The sequence below is a fragment of the Holophagales bacterium genome (assembly GCA_016719485.1).
Lineage (GTDB): Bacteria > Acidobacteriota > Thermoanaerobaculia > UBA5066 > UBA5066 > UBA5066.
On record JADJZB010000011.1, the window covers coordinates 17,164 to 30,888 of the forward strand.

The following is a 13,725-nucleotide window of genomic DNA, read 5'->3' on the forward strand; positions in this document are numbered from 1 at the left end:
CGAGGTCACCCTCCTCGAGGGCGGCCAGGATGCGCCTGGCCTTCCGCGCGTCGAGGACGGGCGGCGCCTTTGGCGGGGCAGCCGGGGCGTTCGTTCCTTCCGGGTGTGCCTTCACGTTCGGGACTCCCTTCCGGCTCGCAGCCAAAGAGCAAGATAGGCAGGGACACGGACAGACAGTGTCCTCGAGCTCAGGAACTGGACGATGGGGTTTTCCGCACCGGGAAGTGAGATAATGACCGTCGCGCCGGGTCCCCCGTTCCGGCGCCGTTCTTTGAACCAAGGCAGCCCTCCGCTTCGGGCTGCCGGCATGAAGAGATGCGGAGAGAGCACCGGCTCGACGACCCGCACGCCACCCGTAGTCCTACACGGTGGCAAAGCCGGCCCGGCCGAAAGGCAAGGGACCCATGTGCGATCGAGGCGGGAACGCTTTTCGTCGAAAGGGCTCCCATGACCGCATCTCCCCCTCGAACGTTCTTCCTTCGCGCGCTCGGCCTCGCCGGGTGGGACGCGCTCGACCCGGTGGTCCTCGCCGCCGTGGCCTCCGAGGCGCCGCTCCTCCTGATCGGGCCGCACGGCTCGGCCAAGACGATGGTGCTCAACCGCCTCGCCGAGGCGCTGGGGCTCGAGCACCGCCACTACAACGCGTCGCTCCTCTCGTTCGACGACCTCGTCGGCTTCCCGGTGCCGCAGGAGGGGCGCGTCGTCTACCTGCAGACGCCGGCGACGGTGTGGGACGCCGAGTCGGTGCTCATCGACGAGGTGTCGCGCTGCCGGCCCGAGGTGCAGAACAAGCTCTTCCCGCTGGTGCACGAGCGGGTGCTGCAGGGGATGCCGCTGCCGAGGCTGCGTCACCGCTGGGGCGCCATGAACCCGCCCGCCTCGCTCGAGGGGGACGACGCGGGGTACGCGGGCGCCGAGCCGCTCGACGTGGCGCTGGCCGACCGGTTCGCGTTCGTGGTGACGGTGCCCGCGCTCGCGGAGCTTGCGGTGGAGGAGCAGCGGCGCGTCCTGCGACCCGCGCGGTGGAGCGCGAAGGAAGCTCGGGCGGAGGCGGTGCGGCTCGTGGAGGAGGCGCGTGCCGGGTTGCCCGACGCCGAGCGGAACGACGCGGCCGCGGCGACGGAGTACGCGATCCTCCTCGCGGCGCAGCTCGCCCGGGCCGGGCACCCGCTCTCGACGCGGCGGGCCGCGCAGCTCGTGCGAAACGTGATCGCGGTGCGCGCCGCCGCGCGGGCGCTCGGCGACGGGGACGACCCCGAGGCGGCGTTCCTCGTCGCCTCCCGCAGCTCGGTGCCCGACGCGGCGTGGGGCCGCCCCGTCCCGTACGAGAAGCTCCTCGCGGCGCACCGGTCGGCCTGGGCCGCGGCCGGGATGGCCGAGGGCTCGGCGCGGCGGCGGCTCCTCTCGGAAAGGGAGCCGTTCGGGCGGCTCGCCATCGCGCTCGAGGGGACGCTTCCTGCGCACGAGGCGGCCGAGGTGCTTTCCGACGCCTACTCGGCGCTGCCTCTGCCGGAGAGGCTCATCGCGGCGGCGCTCGTGATGCCGAGGCTGACGAAGCGGCGCGACCTGCCGGCCGCCGCGCTGGAGCCGATCTGCAACGACTGGGCGGAGGTGGGAAAGCCCGGCGCGGCCTCCGTCACCTCTGGGCCGGGGACGCGCTGGGTGCGCCCGCTCCTGACGACCGAGCTGCCGAAGCTCGACAGGAAGACGGAGAAGGGGCGCGTCCTGAGTGCCGTGGCCGCGCGCCTTCTCTTCCAGAAGCACGAGTTCCGGCTGGAGGAGCTTCTCGCTGCGTGGGAGCGGGCCGTCGCGGCCCTGCGGCCGGCCGGCCGGAAGGTGGCGGCGTGAGCGGGCCCGCCCTCCTCCACAACATGTCCGTCCCGCCCGTCTCGACGATCCTCGTGAGCACCCCGGGGCTCGCGGGGCGGACCTTCTGCACGACGTGGCCCCGGCAGTGGAAGGGATACGACGCGAAGAACCTGCCCGCGCCCGAAGAGCTGGAGGCCGCGTTCGCCGGGCTCGGAATCCCCGACCTCGTCGGTGTCTTCACGCTGACCGGCGGCGACCGCGAGCCCGAGGCGCGCTTCGACTACCCGCTCGCTCTCGCGATCCTGGCGCGGCGCTCGGGGCACCTCTACCTGCCGTGGCGGCCGGTCTACCCGGCCCTCGTCCCGAAGGACCCGCTCTTTCTCGTCTTTCCGGAAGAAGGAGAGTGCGCGTGAACGAGACCCTCGCCCTGCGCCTCCTGAACGCGCTCCCCGCAGGGGCCTACGAGGTGACGGCGCTCCTCGGCCTCCTGCGGATCGAGGAGAGTCGCGACGTGCCGACGGCCGCCGTCACCTGCGAGCGCCGCCCGGTGCTGAAGCTGAACCCCGACTTCCTCGGGGAGCACTGCGCGAGCGACGAGCACCTCTTCATGCTCGTGATGCATGAGCTTCACCACGTGCTTCTCGGGCACACGCGCCTCTTCCCGCGGGCGACGCCCCTCCACAATTTGGCGTTCGACGCGGTGATCAACGCCCTCCTCTGCGCCCGCTTTCCACAGCCTGCCCACACGTCCTTCTTTCTCGGCTACTACGGCGGGCAGGAGGGCGCGCTGCGGCTCCTGGCGCCCCCGGCCGGCAGCCCGCTGAAGGACGCGGCGCTCAGGCAGCTGCACGAGACGCTCTACTCGGCCTCGGGCGACGTGACGTGCCTGGAGGTGTTCGAGAGGCTCGTCTCCGCACTCGGGGAAAGGGGGCTCGCCCCCGGCGAGGCGGAGGGTCTCCTCGGCGACCACTGCAGGGAGGGAGACGACGACTACGGAACGAGCGGGCCGCTCCCCGCCGAGGTGGTGGCGGCGATCCGGCGGATCGTCGAGAAGTGGCCGCCGCCACCGGATGCGATGCGGGGCCGGAGCCTCGCCGACGTCCTGGAGGAGCATGTGAATCGGCCTGCGAGGCCCGGCGAGCGCGTGCTGGCCGCGCTGCGCCGCGCGCTGGACGACTCGGCGGCGGGCAGGCCGCGCCCGTGCGGCGTCCGGCGGTCGGGCCTCGTCCCGGCGCTCGTCCCGCTCCCCTCTCCGCGCGACCGGCGGGCCGCGGTGGCGCGCATGGCGGGAACGCCGCCGCTCCTCTACGCGGGCGAGGTCGAGTGGCCGCGGGCCCGCGCCTCCGGCCGGGCCCACGTCTACCTCGACGTGAGCGGGAGCATGGATCCGTACCTGCCGTTTCTCTACGGCGCGCTCGTTCGCCTCGGCGAGCGGATCGACCCGCGCGTGCGGCTCTTCTCGACCGAGGTCGTCACCGTGCGGCTCGAGGCGCTCGCCCGCGGGAAGGTGCCGACGACCGGCGGGACCGAGGGAGCGTGCGTCTTCGAGCACGCCCTCGCCGAGGGGGTGCGGAGGATTCTCGTGATCACCGACGGCTACGTGGGCGAGACGAAGGCGCGGCTCGCGGAGAGAGTCCGAAAGTCCCGGCTCGACGTCCGCGTCGCCCCTGACGCCGGGAGGCTGGAAGACCGACCTCGCGCGCGTCGCCTCCCGAATCGTTCCGCTCCCCGAGCTGACTGCAGCCAGGAGGTCCGCATGACGACGACGAGCAACTGGTTTCCTCTGCGCTTCGCCGAGGCCGTCTGCGCCGGGCACCCCGACCGGCTTTCCGATTCCATCGCCGACGGGATCGTCGCGCTCGCGACGGGCCGCGACCCGGAGGCGCTGGTCGGCGTGGAGGTCGCGCTCCACCGGAAGGTCGTCTTCGTCGACGGGCGGATCGCCGCCGGTCCGGGGCCGGAGTGCGCCGTGACGGAGGAGGAGGTCGCCGGCGTCGTGCGCGCGGCGTATGCCGCCGCCGGCTACGGCGACTCGTTCGACGGCCCGGAGAAGTACCGGCACTACTTCTTCGAGCCCGCGCCGCATCACGTCGAGGTCCGCTTCGACCTCTGCCTCGGGCCGCTCGAGGCGGAGGAGAGGGCTTTCCGGTGCGTGGCCGACGACCAGGTAATCGGCGTGGGTTACGCCTGCCGGGGCGAACGCGCGGGGCTGATCCCCTCGAGCAGGCGCTCGCGCGCGACTTCGTGAAGGCGATCGAGGGGCTGCGCGAGGAGAGACGGAAGAGGTGGATCGGGCCGGACGGTAAGGTCTTCGTCGCCGTGCGTGGCCGGCGGCTCGAGGCGGTGTCGCTCTCGCTCCACCACTTCGTCCACGCCGACTGGCTGGCGCTCTGCGCGCTCGCGAAGGAGGCGTGCCTCGCGGTAGCGGCCGAGTACGTCGCGGCGGGCGAGCTGGAGGCGCCGGGCGAATCCGTCGACTGGCTCTTCAACGGCGCGGGTTCCTTCGCGGTGGGCGGGCCGCTGGGCGACAACGGCCTCTCGGGGAAGAAGCTCGTCGCCGAGGCGTACGGCACGGCGGTGCCGATCGGCGGCGGGACGGTGCACGGAAAGGACCCGCTCAAGCCCGACGTGCGGGCGCAGCGGATAGCGCGGGAATGGGCCGTGAAGCGCGTCCGAGAGGGGGCCGCAGAGGCGACGGTGTGGGTCGTCTTCCGCCCCGGGGACGAGGAGCCGCGCTGGGTGGAGGAAAGCGAGGAGCGGATCAGATCCTCGATTCTGGCGCGCTGATCCGAACGAAGGCTCTCCCGGGCGGCGTGCGTGGCGTGGAACGAGACGTCGGGCGTCCTCCTCCTCGAGGCCGCGCAGAAGCTGGGAGAGCGGTTCGACGCGCCGGTGGTGGACGAGGCGCAGGAAGAGGAGAGACGAACTGCCGGAACACGTCGGCGATCGCGGAGTTCCTCGGCGAGCTTACGGGGTCGCACCCGCGCGTGTCGCCGTGGACGGTGCGGGGGGAGGAACCGAAGGTCCACCGCTGGCGGAGCGCGGCCGACGAACGCGAGAAGGCGGCGGCGCTGATCGCGCAGCTCCTCCTGAAGGAGGAGATCGGGCTCGAGAGGGTGGCGATTGTCGGGATGCGGCGCCTCGCGAACTCGTGCCTGGCGGGGGTGGCCGAGCTGGCGGGCTTCCCGGTGGTGCCGATCGGCGACGACGGAACGGCCGGCGTGCCCGGCGCGCTGCGCTACGCGACGCCGCACCGTTTCAAGGGTCTGGAGGCCGACGTGGTCCTCCTCCTCGACGTGGACGGCAGCCGCTGGTCGCTCGATCCGCGAAACCTCTACGTCGCGGCGTCGCGCGCGCGGCTGCGGCTGCACGTGTTCGTGAAGGAGGGGGTGGTGGTGCCGGGTGACGGGGAATCGTTCCCGATTCGGGTATGATTCTTCCCGATATGGGAACGATTTCGACACCCCGAAAGGGCCTCGCGGATGCGCTCTTCACTTCGGTCCAGCAGCGCGTCCTCGGCCTCCTGTTCGGCCAGCCGGAGCGCCGCTTCCAGAGCGGTGAGCTGATCCGCCTCGCGGACAGCGGAACCGGGGCCGTCCACCGGCAGCTCGCCCGCCTCGCCGATGCGGGCCTCGTGACCGTGACGCGAACGGGGAACCAGAAGCACTACCAGGCCCGAGGGGACAGTCCGGTCTTCGCCGAGTTGCACGGGCTCGTCGTCAAGACCGTCGGGCTCGTCGAGCCGATTCGTAGGGCGCTCGCACCCTTGGAGCCGCGCATCCGCGCCGCCTTCGTCTTCGGCTCCATCGCGAAAAGGACCGAGACGGCTTCGAGCGACGTCGATCTCCTCGTTCTCTCGGAGACCCTCGCCTACTCCGACCTCTTCGACGCGCTTCAGACTGCCGAGGCCGTCCTCGCCCGCTCGGTCAACCCGACGGTCATGACACCTGCCGACTGGCGGCTCCGGCGCGCCGAGCCCGACTCCTTTGCTTCCCGCATCGCCACCCAGCCCCGTATCTTCGTGATCGGAGGCGACGATGACCTCCGCTGAGCTGGAGAACCTCGCGAGGATCGGGAAGCTGAAGAAGGAGCCGCCCCCTCTCCGGGAGTACGAGGGTCTTCTTCGGTCAGCGGACTCGCGACTCGCCGATGCCGAGAACGAGAGCAATTCCCTCGAGAGTCGGTTCGACCTCGCCTACGGCGCGTCGCACGCCCTCGCCCTCGCCGCGCTCCGACGAGCGGGCTATCGTTCGGAAAACCGAGCGTTGGTGTTCCAGACGCTTCCCGTGACTCTGGGGGTCCCGAACGCAGTCTGGCGCGTACTCGCGACGGCGCACGAGAAGCGAAACCTCTCCGAGTACGAAGGTTGGTACGGGATGGACGAGCGGCCCGTGACCGATGTCGTCGAGGCCGCGAAGAAGGTGCGGGACGCCCTGCGGGCGCTCGGGCCCCTACCCCCTACCGGCTGAACCCCGCCGCGGGCGCCATGAAGCGGCCCGCCTGGATCCAGGCGTCCGGGAAACGGGTCAGGCGAGCCCGGCCGAAGAGGAGCAGGCCGCCGAACGTAGGCACGCTGTGCCGCTGGTGGGTCACCACGAGCCGCAGGGTCTCGAGGTCGCGCCGCGAGAGGGTTCGCACGGGGGCGAACGACTCGGAAGCAACTCGGAAGTCGAGGGCTTCCGAGTCGCGGGTCGCCGTGGACGGTGCGGGGCGAGGAGCCGAAGGTCCACCGCTGGCGCAACGCGGCCGACGAGCTCGAGAAGGCCGGGGCGCTGATCGCGCAGCTCCTCCTGAAGGAGGAGATCGGGCTCGAGAGGGTGGCGATCGTCGGGATGTGGCATCGCGAACTCGTGCCTGGCGGGGGTGGCCGAGCTGGCGGGCTTCCCGGTGGTGCCGATCGGCGACGACGGGACGGCCGGCGTGCCCGGCGCGCTGCGAATGCAGTCGAGGCACAGGTATAGGTCTGGAGGCCGACGTGGTTCTCCTCCTCGACGTGGACGGGAGCCGCTGGTCGCTCGAGCCGCGCAACCTCTACGTGGCGGCGTCGCGCGCGCGGCTGCGGCTGCACGTGTTCGTGAAGGAGGGGGTGGTGCTGCCGGGGCGGGCCTACGCGACCTTGTAGATCGCCGGCCGGAACAGGGGCGGGGGAACCGGCTTCCCCTCGGCCCTCGCCGCCTCGAGCCAGAGAGCCTTGGCCTTGAGGACCTCGGCAAGGGCGGACTCCGGGGTGTCGCCGAACGCGGAGCAGTGCGCGAGGTCAGGGATGTCGGCGATGTAGCCGGCGTCCTCGTCACTCGGGAAGATGTTGATGTGGTAGTCGGTCATTCCGCGTCACCGATCTCGAGGTTATGCCGCTCCACGAGCCGGAGCAACTGCCTCACCTGGTAGGCCTTGGCCTGTCCCTGGACCTCCTGGAGATTCAGCAGCTCCGGAATCGCCGGGTGGACGTAGATGTGGTGGCTTCCGCCGGTCCGGGAGAGCCGGAACCCGAAGGCCTCCGCCAGGCTGCAGACTTCCGCGAATCGGAGGTTGTGTGGAGACTGGAGCGCCTTCAGGAGGAGCTTTCGCGGGTTCACCGGTCGAGGACCCTTTCCTGAGACGCGTCGGCGGGGAACTTCGCCATTCAGACGGCCACTCGAGTCTCGGCGACGAAGGCCTCCACCACAGGATCGTCCTGCTCGAACTCCGATGAGCCGAACGCCTCGATGTGAAAGGCGATCGCCGAGCGAACATCATCGAGGGCCTCTTCGTAAGTTGCGCCCTGCCCGACGACAACCCCTTTGAAGCCTATGGGGTAGGCCACGTACGTGTCGGGGTGCTTCTCCACCATGATCTTCACGTTCGCTGTCATGACCTTCTCATGATGCCAATGGCGGAGGTGCCGGGGCGGGGAGTTACCTGCCGCCAAGGGCGAAGGTGCGTTCGACGTCTTCCCAGCCCTCAGCGTCCCAGGCCAGCGGGTCCTCGCTGCCGACGAATTCGTGGTTCTGGATCTGGGAGTTCCGATAGGCATCGGCAGCCGCTTCTTCCCTCTTTTCCGGGCCCGTGACCTGGAGGGCGAGCTGCGAGAGGCGAATCCTCTCCTCCCGCGTGAGCTCCGCCACGAGGGGCAGCAGGTCTTCGACTGTCACGTGCATGGCGAGGCCGAGTCTAGCAACGGCGGGAGCGGTCGTAGGTGCCTCGATCGAGCCCCTTGCGCGTCAGGAAGTGGAGCCGAGATGGGCTCGGGGTAGGAGCGCCGGCCTTAGCGGGCGAGGCGGCCGAGGGCGACGTGAGCTGGCTGGGGAAGTTCGAGGGGGATGAAGCAGCTCGCCGGGTAGAGGTAGTCCTCTCCGGAGTCGTCCACGACGCGCACGTAGTCGCTACGGGCGGCGGCGGGGTCCGGGATGACGCGATAGAGACGCCGCACCTGAAGGTCGTCGCTGGCCCCCGAATCGACGCAGAGCAGGTAGGCGGGCGAGGTGCTCCGGCTAGTCGAGTTAACGCCAGTGGCCTTCGCCATATGTCTCTCGCAGCCCGGCGAGTTGTCGGATCCCGAGCCCGTCGCAATGACGGTGACCGCAGTGATCTTGCCGACGATCTCAAACGCCACGCGGGCAGATCGTATGCGCGCCTCGTCGGCGGTTCAAGCTTCGGAGGAAGCTGCACCGCGGGCGCGGAGTTAACTGACGCGACGCCGTACAGGTTCAAGGGGCTGGAGGCCGAAGTGGTCCTCCTCCTCGACGTGGACGGGAGCGAGTGGGCGATGAAGCCCAGCAACCTCTACGTCGCGGCGTCGCGCGCGCGGCTGCGGCTGCACGTGTTCGCGAGGAACGGGGTGGAGCTGCCGGGGCGGGGGTGGGGGCGCGGCTCAGGAACCGTCGGCCAGCGGAGCATCTGTCCCTTCGTTGAGAAGGGCGAGGTAGCGGTCGTAGGCGAAGACTCGGTTGCGGCGGCGGCCCGTCAGCTCCCGCGCAATTCCCAGGTCGATCAGGAGGTTCATCGCGGCGGACGCTGCCGGGAACGAGAGCGCCGTTCGCGCCCGCAGCTCCTTCACCGTGGTCACGGGGCGCGTCTTGAGCGCGTCGTGCACGCGCAGCGCCGAGCCGGCGAGACGTCCTCGCGGCACGATCTTCGCCCGGTCCTCGCTGAAGAGAGCCGCGAGACGCCGTGCCGTCGAGGTCGCCCCGTCTGCCGTCTGGCTCACGCCCTCGAGAAAGAAGTCGAGCCACGCCTCCCAGTCGCCGTCCTTTCGCACGGCATCGAGGTGGCCGTAGTAGTCGGTCCGGTGCTGCTTGAGGTAGAGGCTGAGGTACAGGAGGGGCTCCCGCAGGACACCGGAGTGACACAGGAGGAGGGTGATCAGGAGCCGCCCAACGCGGCCGTTCCCGTCGAGGAAGGGGTGGATCGTCTCGAACTGCACGTGAGCGAGGCCGGCCCGAACGACTGCGGGAAGGCGCAGGGTGTCGTCGTGGAGGAAGCGCTCGAGGTCGATCCAGTTCTGGGAACGACGGAACTCGCCCGGCTCCTTCCCCGAACCGCGTCCCTTCGAGAGCAGGACGGCGTGTATCTCCCGGATCAGCCGATTCGAGAGCGGGAACCCCTCTCGGAGGCGGGCGAGGCCGTGATCCAGCGCCGCGACGGTGTTCGACACCTCGACGACGTCGTCCAGGGGAACGCCCGGAAGCTCGTTGAGCTCGAAGAGCAGGAGGTCAGACAGCGACGACTGCGTGCCTTCGATCTGAGAGGAGAGAACGGCCTCCTTGCGCACGTACGCGTAGAGGAAGAGCGCGGTGTCGGGCAGGAGGGTCGAGACGCTGTCGAGGCGACCCAGCGCGAGGTGCGCCCGTTCGAGGGCGAGCTGGAGCTCGCCCTCGAGGAGCGGGAGCGGGGCAGGCGGCAGCGGGGACGGAACGAAGGCTCTCACCGCCTCGCCCCCGGAGGTCGCTCTCTCGTATCGCCCGGTCGTCCCTCGCTTCATCGGCGGCTTCGCTCTTTCAGGAGAGCTGAATAGCGGGTTTCGTTATTCAGTGTTTCCGTATGAAGTCTAAACAACGAGAGAGGAAGGCGCCAGGGGTGGGCAGGTTCCCGAAACCTGATCCTCGCAGTCCAGCCGGGCGTCAGGGCTCCCGAGGCTCCGTGCCCAGGCCGAGGAACAGCCGGAGCCCTTCGTCGATCGCTTCCATCACGGCGGCGTCGAGCGGACGATAGGCCGCGACGATGCGGCGCTTGTCGATGGACCGAACCTGGTCGGTCAACGCCCACGAGTCCTTCCGCAGACCGCCGGAGCCGGCCGACACCTTCGGATAGAGCGCACCACGTCCTTCCGTCCCGGTGAGGGGAACGACGCCGACGAGGGCGTAGCGCTGGTCGGCGGCAATGACGGGGTCGCTGACGATGACGCAGGGTCGCGCGTTCTTCTGTTCGTGCCCGATGGTCGGGTCGAGGTCAACGAGGACGACGGTGCCGCGTTCGAGCCGCACGACTAGACCTCGCGCCATCCCTTTCCTTCCACCCACCGGACGCGACGGCCCTGCTCGGGCTCGAGGAGACCCTCGGCGTCCTCGGCGGGCAGGGTCCGTCCCCACTCTCCGACTCCGGCCTCGGCAATCACGCCGCTCTCGGGGTGCGGAGAGGAAAGGGAGACACGAAGTGCAGCCCGTCGCCGGCGGGCCAGTTCCCGCGTGACGGCGTCCAGAACGAACCGGCTCCTGTTGGAGGCCAGCCGGTCCATCTCGGCGAGGACGCCTTCCGGGAGCGTGACGGTGACCCTGGAGAGGTTCATCCGGGGCTCCTTCGTGTGATCATATCAATGCTCATACTCACTTGTCGGCGAAGGAGGCCTCCCTCGCGACCGCGGAGGACCTGATGTTCTGGTGAGACGGCAGGAATGGGGGGCGGAGCGCGAGCGTGGAGGACCTAGCGCCGCTGCCTCGCCTTCTCGAGCCACTCGGCGTCGAGGAGGTCCTGCGGGCGCCCGCAGGCCCGCTTGGAATCGAGGAGGTCGTCCACCTCGACCCCTTCGAGCGGCGCCCCGAAACGCGCGAGCGCTTCCCAGGCCCGCTTCGCGTTCTCGAGCGTCGGCTCGACCCAGAGGTCGATGTCCTTCTTGTACCGGGGGACGGCGTGGAACGTGACCGCGTGGGCCCCGACGACGAGGAAACGGACCTCAGCCGCGGAAAACGCGGACAGCAGATCTCTGAAGTCGGGGTTCAGGCCCCACCTCTCCCCGGAATGCCCGGGCTTCGCCCACCATCTGCCAGACGGCGGCAAGCCGCCCCTCGGCACCCACCTCGCGCCAGAAATCGAGGTCGAAAGACCCGTCGTCGTTCGAAGCGTCTCGCAGCACGCGGACCATTCGGACGGGTTCCCTCTCGCCTTCCGCAGCCTCGCTCTTCACTTCGCCATTATCCCGCGCTCCTGCCGTCCTCGCTACCTGCTGAACCCCGCCGCGGGCGCCATGACGACCGGGTTGAAAGGGGCGAGCGCGGCCTTCACCTCGTCGCTCGGGGAGCCGTAGAGGACGAGGCGGACGGGGGTGAGGACGTCGAAGAAGCGGGCGGCGTAACGGCCGCCGAATGTGGCGGCGTGACCCATCGCCGCGGCGGAGTCGGCGTAGCGCTCCCAGAGGTGGCACTGCCGGCCGTCGGCGCTCAGGCTCCACTCGTAGTCGAGCGTGCCGGGCTCGTTCGCCTCGGTGGCGGCGGCCATCTCGGCCATCAGCGCGCGGAACTCCTCGTCGCGGCCCTCGCGGACCTGCAGCTCAAGCATCCAGCAGACGCGGGTGTTCATGTTCGCCCCTTTCCCGGAAGGCTACCCTCGCCTGCGCCTCCTCGGCAAAGGGGAGTCAGGCGCACTTGCTGCAGGCACTGGGCCTCGCGCCGGCACCTCCCCTTGCCCGAGTGTTATGCCACTCCTATTATGTCGGTCATGTCGAGCCGCCCCACGCCCCCGATGAAGCGCACCACCGTGATGCTGCCGGCCGACCTCCGTCGCCGGGCCTTCGTCCGTGCCCGCGAGCGGGGGGTTTCGCTCGGGGAGCTGATTCGCGAGTCACTCGACTCGGCTCTCCCGACGGCTGCACCGGTTCGGGCCGACGACCCTCTCTTTGCCGACGCCGCCGTCTTTTCGGGGAAGGCACCGAAGGACCTTTCGGCCGCACACGACCGCTACCTGTACGGTGAGGACGCGTGATCTTCGTCGACACGGGAGCCTTCCTCGCCCGGCACGTCTCACACGACCAGTTTCACGCGAAGGCCCGGCGGGCGTGGAAGGAGCTCGAGAAGGCGAAGTCGCCGCTCTTCACGAGCAGCTTCGTCCTGGACGAGACGTTCACGCTGCTCGCGCGGCGCACTTCCTACCCCTTCGCCGCCGATCGGGCCGAGGCGGCTTACGCGTCCCGGGTCCTGACCATCCTCCGTCCCGACGCCGCGGACGAACAGTCCGCCCTGGCACTATTCCGGAAGCTGGCAGACCAGGAGGTGAGCTTCACCGACTGCGTGTCGTTCTCCCTGATGCGCCGGCACAGGCTCACTCGCGTCTTCACCTTCGACCGCCATTTCGCGGCGGCCGGGTTCACCGTCTGGCCGTGACCCTCCGGACGCCATCTGTCCACCCCCGCGCCGTAGCTTTCCCTCTGGCCCGGCGAGATAATCCTCGTGGTGCCGGGGCCCTTCCCGGCACGGTTCTTTGAGCAACAGGCAGCCCTGCGCCCGGGCGCCGGCTGAAGAGGGCAGGAGCCGGCTCCGACCTGGCCCGCCGGTCGAGCCCGCGACCCGAGGTGGTGCAGAGCCGGGGCCGGGTCCCGTTCTCGGCATCCCCGGAGGGACCGCGGGGCCGAAGAGATCGCGCCCTTCACAGGCGATCACCGGCCTGGGGGCGCGTTCCAGGCCGCGATGCCGCCCGAGGAGTACGAGCGGATCGGAATGCGTTCGACAGGCGGGCCAGAGCCCTGGCCGACGGCCGTTGATCCAGCGTTCCCGGCCGCGACGGGACATCCCCGTGGCTCCAGAAGGAGATGGCGGACGTGCTGCCCGCCGAGGTCGTCTCCCGCTTCTGCCGCTGGGAGGCGACGTGCATCAACGGCCACGTGCTGCGCCTCGAGGAGAAGTACCGGCCCAGGGTGATCGCGATGCTCCTCAGGGCCGGCTACGAGGTCGTGCGACGGGAGGACCTGATGTTCTGGTGAGGGGACGGGCAGGGCCGCGGTTCGTGTACTGACGCGAGAGGGAGAGGCCTGTGCCGGATCAGAGCCCGAGCAGGAACCGGACGACCTCCTCGACCCGTTGCAGCGTGGTCCTGGAGACGGCGCCCGAGCGCCGGACGAGCCGCTCCCGCGCGATCGTCCGCACCTGGTCGGCCAGGATGGCGGAGCGGCTCTCGAGCCCGCCCTCCGGCGCCTGCACTTCGACGTGCGAAGGAATGGGGCGGACGGTCGAGGTGACGGGAAGCACCGTCACGAGCTCGGCCGGACCGCCGTTGAAACTGTCGACCGAGAGCACGAGCACCGGGCGCGTGCCGCGCTGCTCGTGTCCGCGGGTCGGGTTGAGGTCTGCGAACCAGACCTCCCCTCGGCGAGGGAAGGACGTGATCACCGCTTCTTCCTGCGGGGCGGCTTCGTCTTCTTTGGAACGCCATCTTCGAGCGTCGAATCCCAGGCCTCCCGCTCGGCGAGGTGGCCCTTCCACGCGGCCGTCTCCTCCCGCAGGAGGGAGTAACCGGCGTTCACCCGGGCCACGAACCGCTCGCGCCGGTAGAGCTCGAGCGCTTCGACGAGGATCCCCGTCAGCGTCGAGTGCTCTTGCTCCGCGAAGCCTCGAAGCTCCTCGTGCATCCCGGCCGGAATCCGGATGGTGGTCGAGGCCGACTTCATGTCTACAGATTAGTAGACATCAGCGTCCGGGGCAAGCTCCGAGGTCCAACGGGTAAACTTGCGCC

At 70.0% G+C, this 13,725-nt stretch carries 25 protein-coding genes; 12 read left to right on the plus strand and 13 right to left on the minus strand.

What is annotated here, in order from left to right; genetic code table 11:
* Positions 1 to 447: 447 nt before the first annotated feature.
* The 7 genes from IPN03_08835 to IPN03_08865 all read left to right on the plus strand — a co-directional run bounded on the left by IPN03_08835 (position 448) and on the right by IPN03_08865 (position 6,278).
* Positions 448 to 1,848: an AAA family ATPase gene (locus IPN03_08835; GenBank protein ID MBK9373816.1), complete on the plus strand. Its 1,401-nt coding sequence runs from the start codon at positions 448 to 450 to the stop codon at positions 1,846 to 1,848.
* On the plus strand, positions 1,845 to 2,222 hold the full coding sequence (locus IPN03_08840; protein MBK9373817.1) for a hypothetical protein: 378 nt from the start codon (positions 1,845 to 1,847) through the stop codon (positions 2,220 to 2,222). Before IPN03_08835 ends, IPN03_08840 begins: the two co-directional genes overlap by 4 nt.
* Entirely contained in the window at positions 2,219 to 4,057 is a 1,839-nt protein-coding gene (locus IPN03_08845) for a hypothetical protein (protein ID MBK9373818.1), read from the plus strand. Before IPN03_08840 ends, IPN03_08845 begins: the two co-directional genes overlap by 4 nt.
* Entirely contained in the window at positions 4,054 to 4,596 is a 543-nt protein-coding gene (locus IPN03_08850) for a methionine adenosyltransferase domain-containing protein (protein MBK9373819.1), read from the plus strand. The genes IPN03_08845 and IPN03_08850 overlap by 4 nt, the downstream gene beginning before the upstream one ends.
* A gap of 200 nt (positions 4,597 to 4,796) precedes the next feature.
* The gene (locus IPN03_08855; protein ID MBK9373820.1) at positions 4,797 to 5,243 is read left to right on the plus strand and encodes an ATP-binding domain-containing protein; all 447 of its coding nucleotides are present in this window, start codon (positions 4,797 to 4,799) and stop codon (positions 5,241 to 5,243) included.
* Between the two features lie 11 nt (positions 5,244 to 5,254).
* Positions 5,255 to 5,860, plus strand: a complete 606-nt coding sequence (locus IPN03_08860) for a nucleotidyltransferase domain-containing protein (protein ID MBK9373821.1) — start codon at positions 5,255 to 5,257, stop codon at positions 5,858 to 5,860.
* Entirely contained in the window at positions 5,847 to 6,278 is a 432-nt protein-coding gene (locus IPN03_08865) for a hypothetical protein (GenBank protein ID MBK9373822.1), read from the plus strand. Before IPN03_08860 ends, IPN03_08865 begins: the two co-directional genes overlap by 14 nt.
* On the opposite strand, the gene IPN03_08870 is transcribed toward IPN03_08865, so the two are convergent.
* The gene (locus tag IPN03_08870; GenBank protein MBK9373823.1) at positions 6,268 to 6,447 is read right to left on the minus strand and encodes a hypothetical protein; all 180 of its coding nucleotides are present in this window, start codon (positions 6,445 to 6,447) and stop codon (positions 6,268 to 6,270) included. The genes IPN03_08865 and IPN03_08870 overlap by 11 nt on opposite strands.
* Before the next feature lie 65 nt (positions 6,448 to 6,512).
* Here IPN03_08870 and IPN03_08875 point away from each other — a divergent pair, with 65 nt between their 5' ends.
* Entirely contained in the window at positions 6,513 to 6,770 is a 258-nt protein-coding gene (locus tag IPN03_08875; GenBank protein ID MBK9373824.1) for a hypothetical protein, read from the plus strand.
* Positions 6,771 to 6,784: 14 nt separating this feature from the next.
* On the plus strand, positions 6,785 to 6,931 hold the full coding sequence (locus IPN03_08880; protein ID MBK9373825.1) for a hypothetical protein: 147 nt from the start codon (positions 6,785 to 6,787) through the stop codon (positions 6,929 to 6,931).
* On the opposite strand, the gene IPN03_08885 is transcribed toward IPN03_08880, so the two are convergent.
* From IPN03_08885 to IPN03_08930, 10 genes are all read right to left on the minus strand, one after another.
* Positions 6,916 to 7,134 (minus strand): type II toxin-antitoxin system HicB family antitoxin, encoded by a 219-nt coding sequence (locus IPN03_08885; GenBank protein MBK9373826.1) that lies wholly within the window; start codon positions 7,132 to 7,134, stop codon positions 6,916 to 6,918. The genes IPN03_08880 and IPN03_08885 overlap by 16 nt on opposite strands.
* On the minus strand, positions 7,131 to 7,385 hold the full coding sequence (locus IPN03_08890) for a type II toxin-antitoxin system HicA family toxin (protein MBK9373827.1): 255 nt from the start codon (positions 7,383 to 7,385) through the stop codon (positions 7,131 to 7,133). Before IPN03_08890 ends, IPN03_08885 begins: the two co-directional genes overlap by 4 nt.
* Before the next feature lie 47 nt (positions 7,386 to 7,432).
* Complete coding sequence (locus IPN03_08895) at positions 7,433 to 7,660, minus strand: type II toxin-antitoxin system HicB family antitoxin (GenBank protein MBK9373828.1); 228 nt, start codon at positions 7,658 to 7,660, stop codon at positions 7,433 to 7,435.
* 43 nt (positions 7,661 to 7,703) lie between these two features.
* The gene (locus IPN03_08900; protein ID MBK9373829.1) at positions 7,704 to 7,946 is read right to left on the minus strand and encodes a hypothetical protein; all 243 of its coding nucleotides are present in this window, start codon (positions 7,944 to 7,946) and stop codon (positions 7,704 to 7,706) included.
* A 107-nt stretch (positions 7,947 to 8,053) separates the two neighbouring features.
* Positions 8,054 to 8,311 (minus strand): hypothetical protein, encoded by a 258-nt coding sequence (locus IPN03_08905; GenBank protein ID MBK9373830.1) that lies wholly within the window; start codon positions 8,309 to 8,311, stop codon positions 8,054 to 8,056.
* 348 nt (positions 8,312 to 8,659) lie between these two features.
* A complete protein-coding gene (locus IPN03_08910) occupies positions 8,660 to 9,769 on the minus strand; it encodes a Fic family protein (GenBank protein ID MBK9373831.1) in 1,110 nt (369 codons plus the stop codon).
* 139 nt (positions 9,770 to 9,908) lie between these two features.
* Complete coding sequence (locus tag IPN03_08915) at positions 9,909 to 10,271, minus strand: type II toxin-antitoxin system PemK/MazF family toxin (protein ID MBK9373832.1); 363 nt, start codon at positions 10,269 to 10,271, stop codon at positions 9,909 to 9,911.
* Positions 10,272 to 10,273: 2 nt separating this feature from the next.
* The gene (locus IPN03_08920; GenBank protein ID MBK9373833.1) at positions 10,274 to 10,573 is read right to left on the minus strand and encodes a hypothetical protein; all 300 of its coding nucleotides are present in this window, start codon (positions 10,571 to 10,573) and stop codon (positions 10,274 to 10,276) included.
* 134 nt (positions 10,574 to 10,707) lie between these two features.
* Positions 10,708 to 10,980, minus strand: coding sequence for a hypothetical protein (locus IPN03_08925; GenBank protein ID MBK9373834.1), 273 nt, complete (start codon positions 10,978 to 10,980; stop codon positions 10,708 to 10,710).
* A 240-nt stretch (positions 10,981 to 11,220) separates the two neighbouring features.
* Positions 11,221 to 11,580 (minus strand): antibiotic biosynthesis monooxygenase, encoded by a 360-nt coding sequence (locus IPN03_08930; GenBank protein ID MBK9373835.1) that lies wholly within the window; start codon positions 11,578 to 11,580, stop codon positions 11,221 to 11,223.
* Between the two features lie 180 nt (positions 11,581 to 11,760).
* Between IPN03_08930 and IPN03_08935 the strand changes: the two genes are divergently transcribed.
* From IPN03_08935 to IPN03_08945, 3 genes are all read left to right on the plus strand, one after another.
* Positions 11,761 to 11,982, plus strand: a complete 222-nt coding sequence (locus IPN03_08935) for a hypothetical protein (protein MBK9373836.1) — start codon at positions 11,761 to 11,763, stop codon at positions 11,980 to 11,982.
* Positions 11,979 to 12,380: a type II toxin-antitoxin system VapC family toxin gene (locus IPN03_08940; GenBank protein ID MBK9373837.1), complete on the plus strand. Its 402-nt coding sequence runs from the start codon at positions 11,979 to 11,981 to the stop codon at positions 12,378 to 12,380. Before IPN03_08935 ends, IPN03_08940 begins: the two co-directional genes overlap by 4 nt.
* Before the next feature lie 425 nt (positions 12,381 to 12,805).
* Entirely contained in the window at positions 12,806 to 12,976 is a 171-nt protein-coding gene (locus tag IPN03_08945; GenBank protein ID MBK9373838.1) for a hypothetical protein, read from the plus strand.
* 58 nt (positions 12,977 to 13,034) lie between these two features.
* Here the strand turns inward: IPN03_08945 and IPN03_08950 are convergent, their stop codons facing one another.
* On the minus strand, positions 13,035 to 13,379 hold the full coding sequence (locus tag IPN03_08950; protein ID MBK9373839.1) for a type II toxin-antitoxin system PemK/MazF family toxin: 345 nt from the start codon (positions 13,377 to 13,379) through the stop codon (positions 13,035 to 13,037).
* Positions 13,379 to 13,660 carry a toxin-antitoxin system protein gene (locus IPN03_08955; GenBank protein ID MBK9373840.1) on the minus strand — a complete coding sequence of 94 codons (282 nt, stop codon included), beginning with the start codon at positions 13,658 to 13,660 and terminating at the stop codon, positions 13,379 to 13,381. The genes IPN03_08950 and IPN03_08955 overlap by 1 nt, the downstream gene beginning before the upstream one ends.
* Positions 13,661 to 13,725 lie beyond the last annotated feature (65 nt).

Bases quoted from the DNA above. Each gene is read 5' to 3' on its own strand.
- IPN03_08955 (MBK9373840.1), bottom strand. From the start codon at position 13,660: ATGAAGTCGGCCTCGACCACCATCCGGATTCCGGCCGGGATGCACGAG.
- IPN03_08920 (MBK9373833.1), bottom strand. From the start codon at position 10,573: ATGAACCTCTCCAGGGTCACCGTCACGCTCCCGGAAGGCGTCCTCGCC.
- IPN03_08865 (MBK9373822.1), top strand. From the start codon at position 5,847: ATGACCTCCGCTGAGCTGGAGAACCTCGCGAGGATCGGGAAGCTGAAG.
- IPN03_08885 (MBK9373826.1), bottom strand. From the start codon at position 7,134: ATGACCGACTACCACATCAACATCTTCCCGAGTGACGAGGACGCCGGC.
- IPN03_08910 (MBK9373831.1), bottom strand. From the start codon at position 9,769: ATGAAGCGAGGGACGACCGGGCGATACGAGAGAGCGACCTCCGGGGGC.
- IPN03_08835 (MBK9373816.1), top strand. From the start codon at position 448: ATGACCGCATCTCCCCCTCGAACGTTCTTCCTTCGCGCGCTCGGCCTC.
- IPN03_08945 (MBK9373838.1), top strand. From the start codon at position 12,806: ATGGCGGACGTGCTGCCCGCCGAGGTCGTCTCCCGCTTCTGCCGCTGG.
- IPN03_08860 (MBK9373821.1), top strand. From the start codon at position 5,255: ATGGGAACGATTTCGACACCCCGAAAGGGCCTCGCGGATGCGCTCTTC.
- IPN03_08895 (MBK9373828.1), bottom strand. From the start codon at position 7,660: ATGACAGCGAACGTGAAGATCATGGTGGAGAAGCACCCCGACACGTAC.
- IPN03_08930 (MBK9373835.1), bottom strand. From the start codon at position 11,580: ATGAACACCCGCGTCTGCTGGATGCTTGAGCTGCAGGTCCGCGAGGGC.
- IPN03_08905 (MBK9373830.1), bottom strand. From the start codon at position 8,311: ATGGCGAAGGCCACTGGCGTTAACTCGACTAGCCGGAGCACCTCGCCC.
- IPN03_08900 (MBK9373829.1), bottom strand. From the start codon at position 7,946: ATGCACGTGACAGTCGAAGACCTGCTGCCCCTCGTGGCGGAGCTCACG.
- IPN03_08935 (MBK9373836.1), top strand. From the start codon at position 11,761: ATGCTGCCGGCCGACCTCCGTCGCCGGGCCTTCGTCCGTGCCCGCGAG.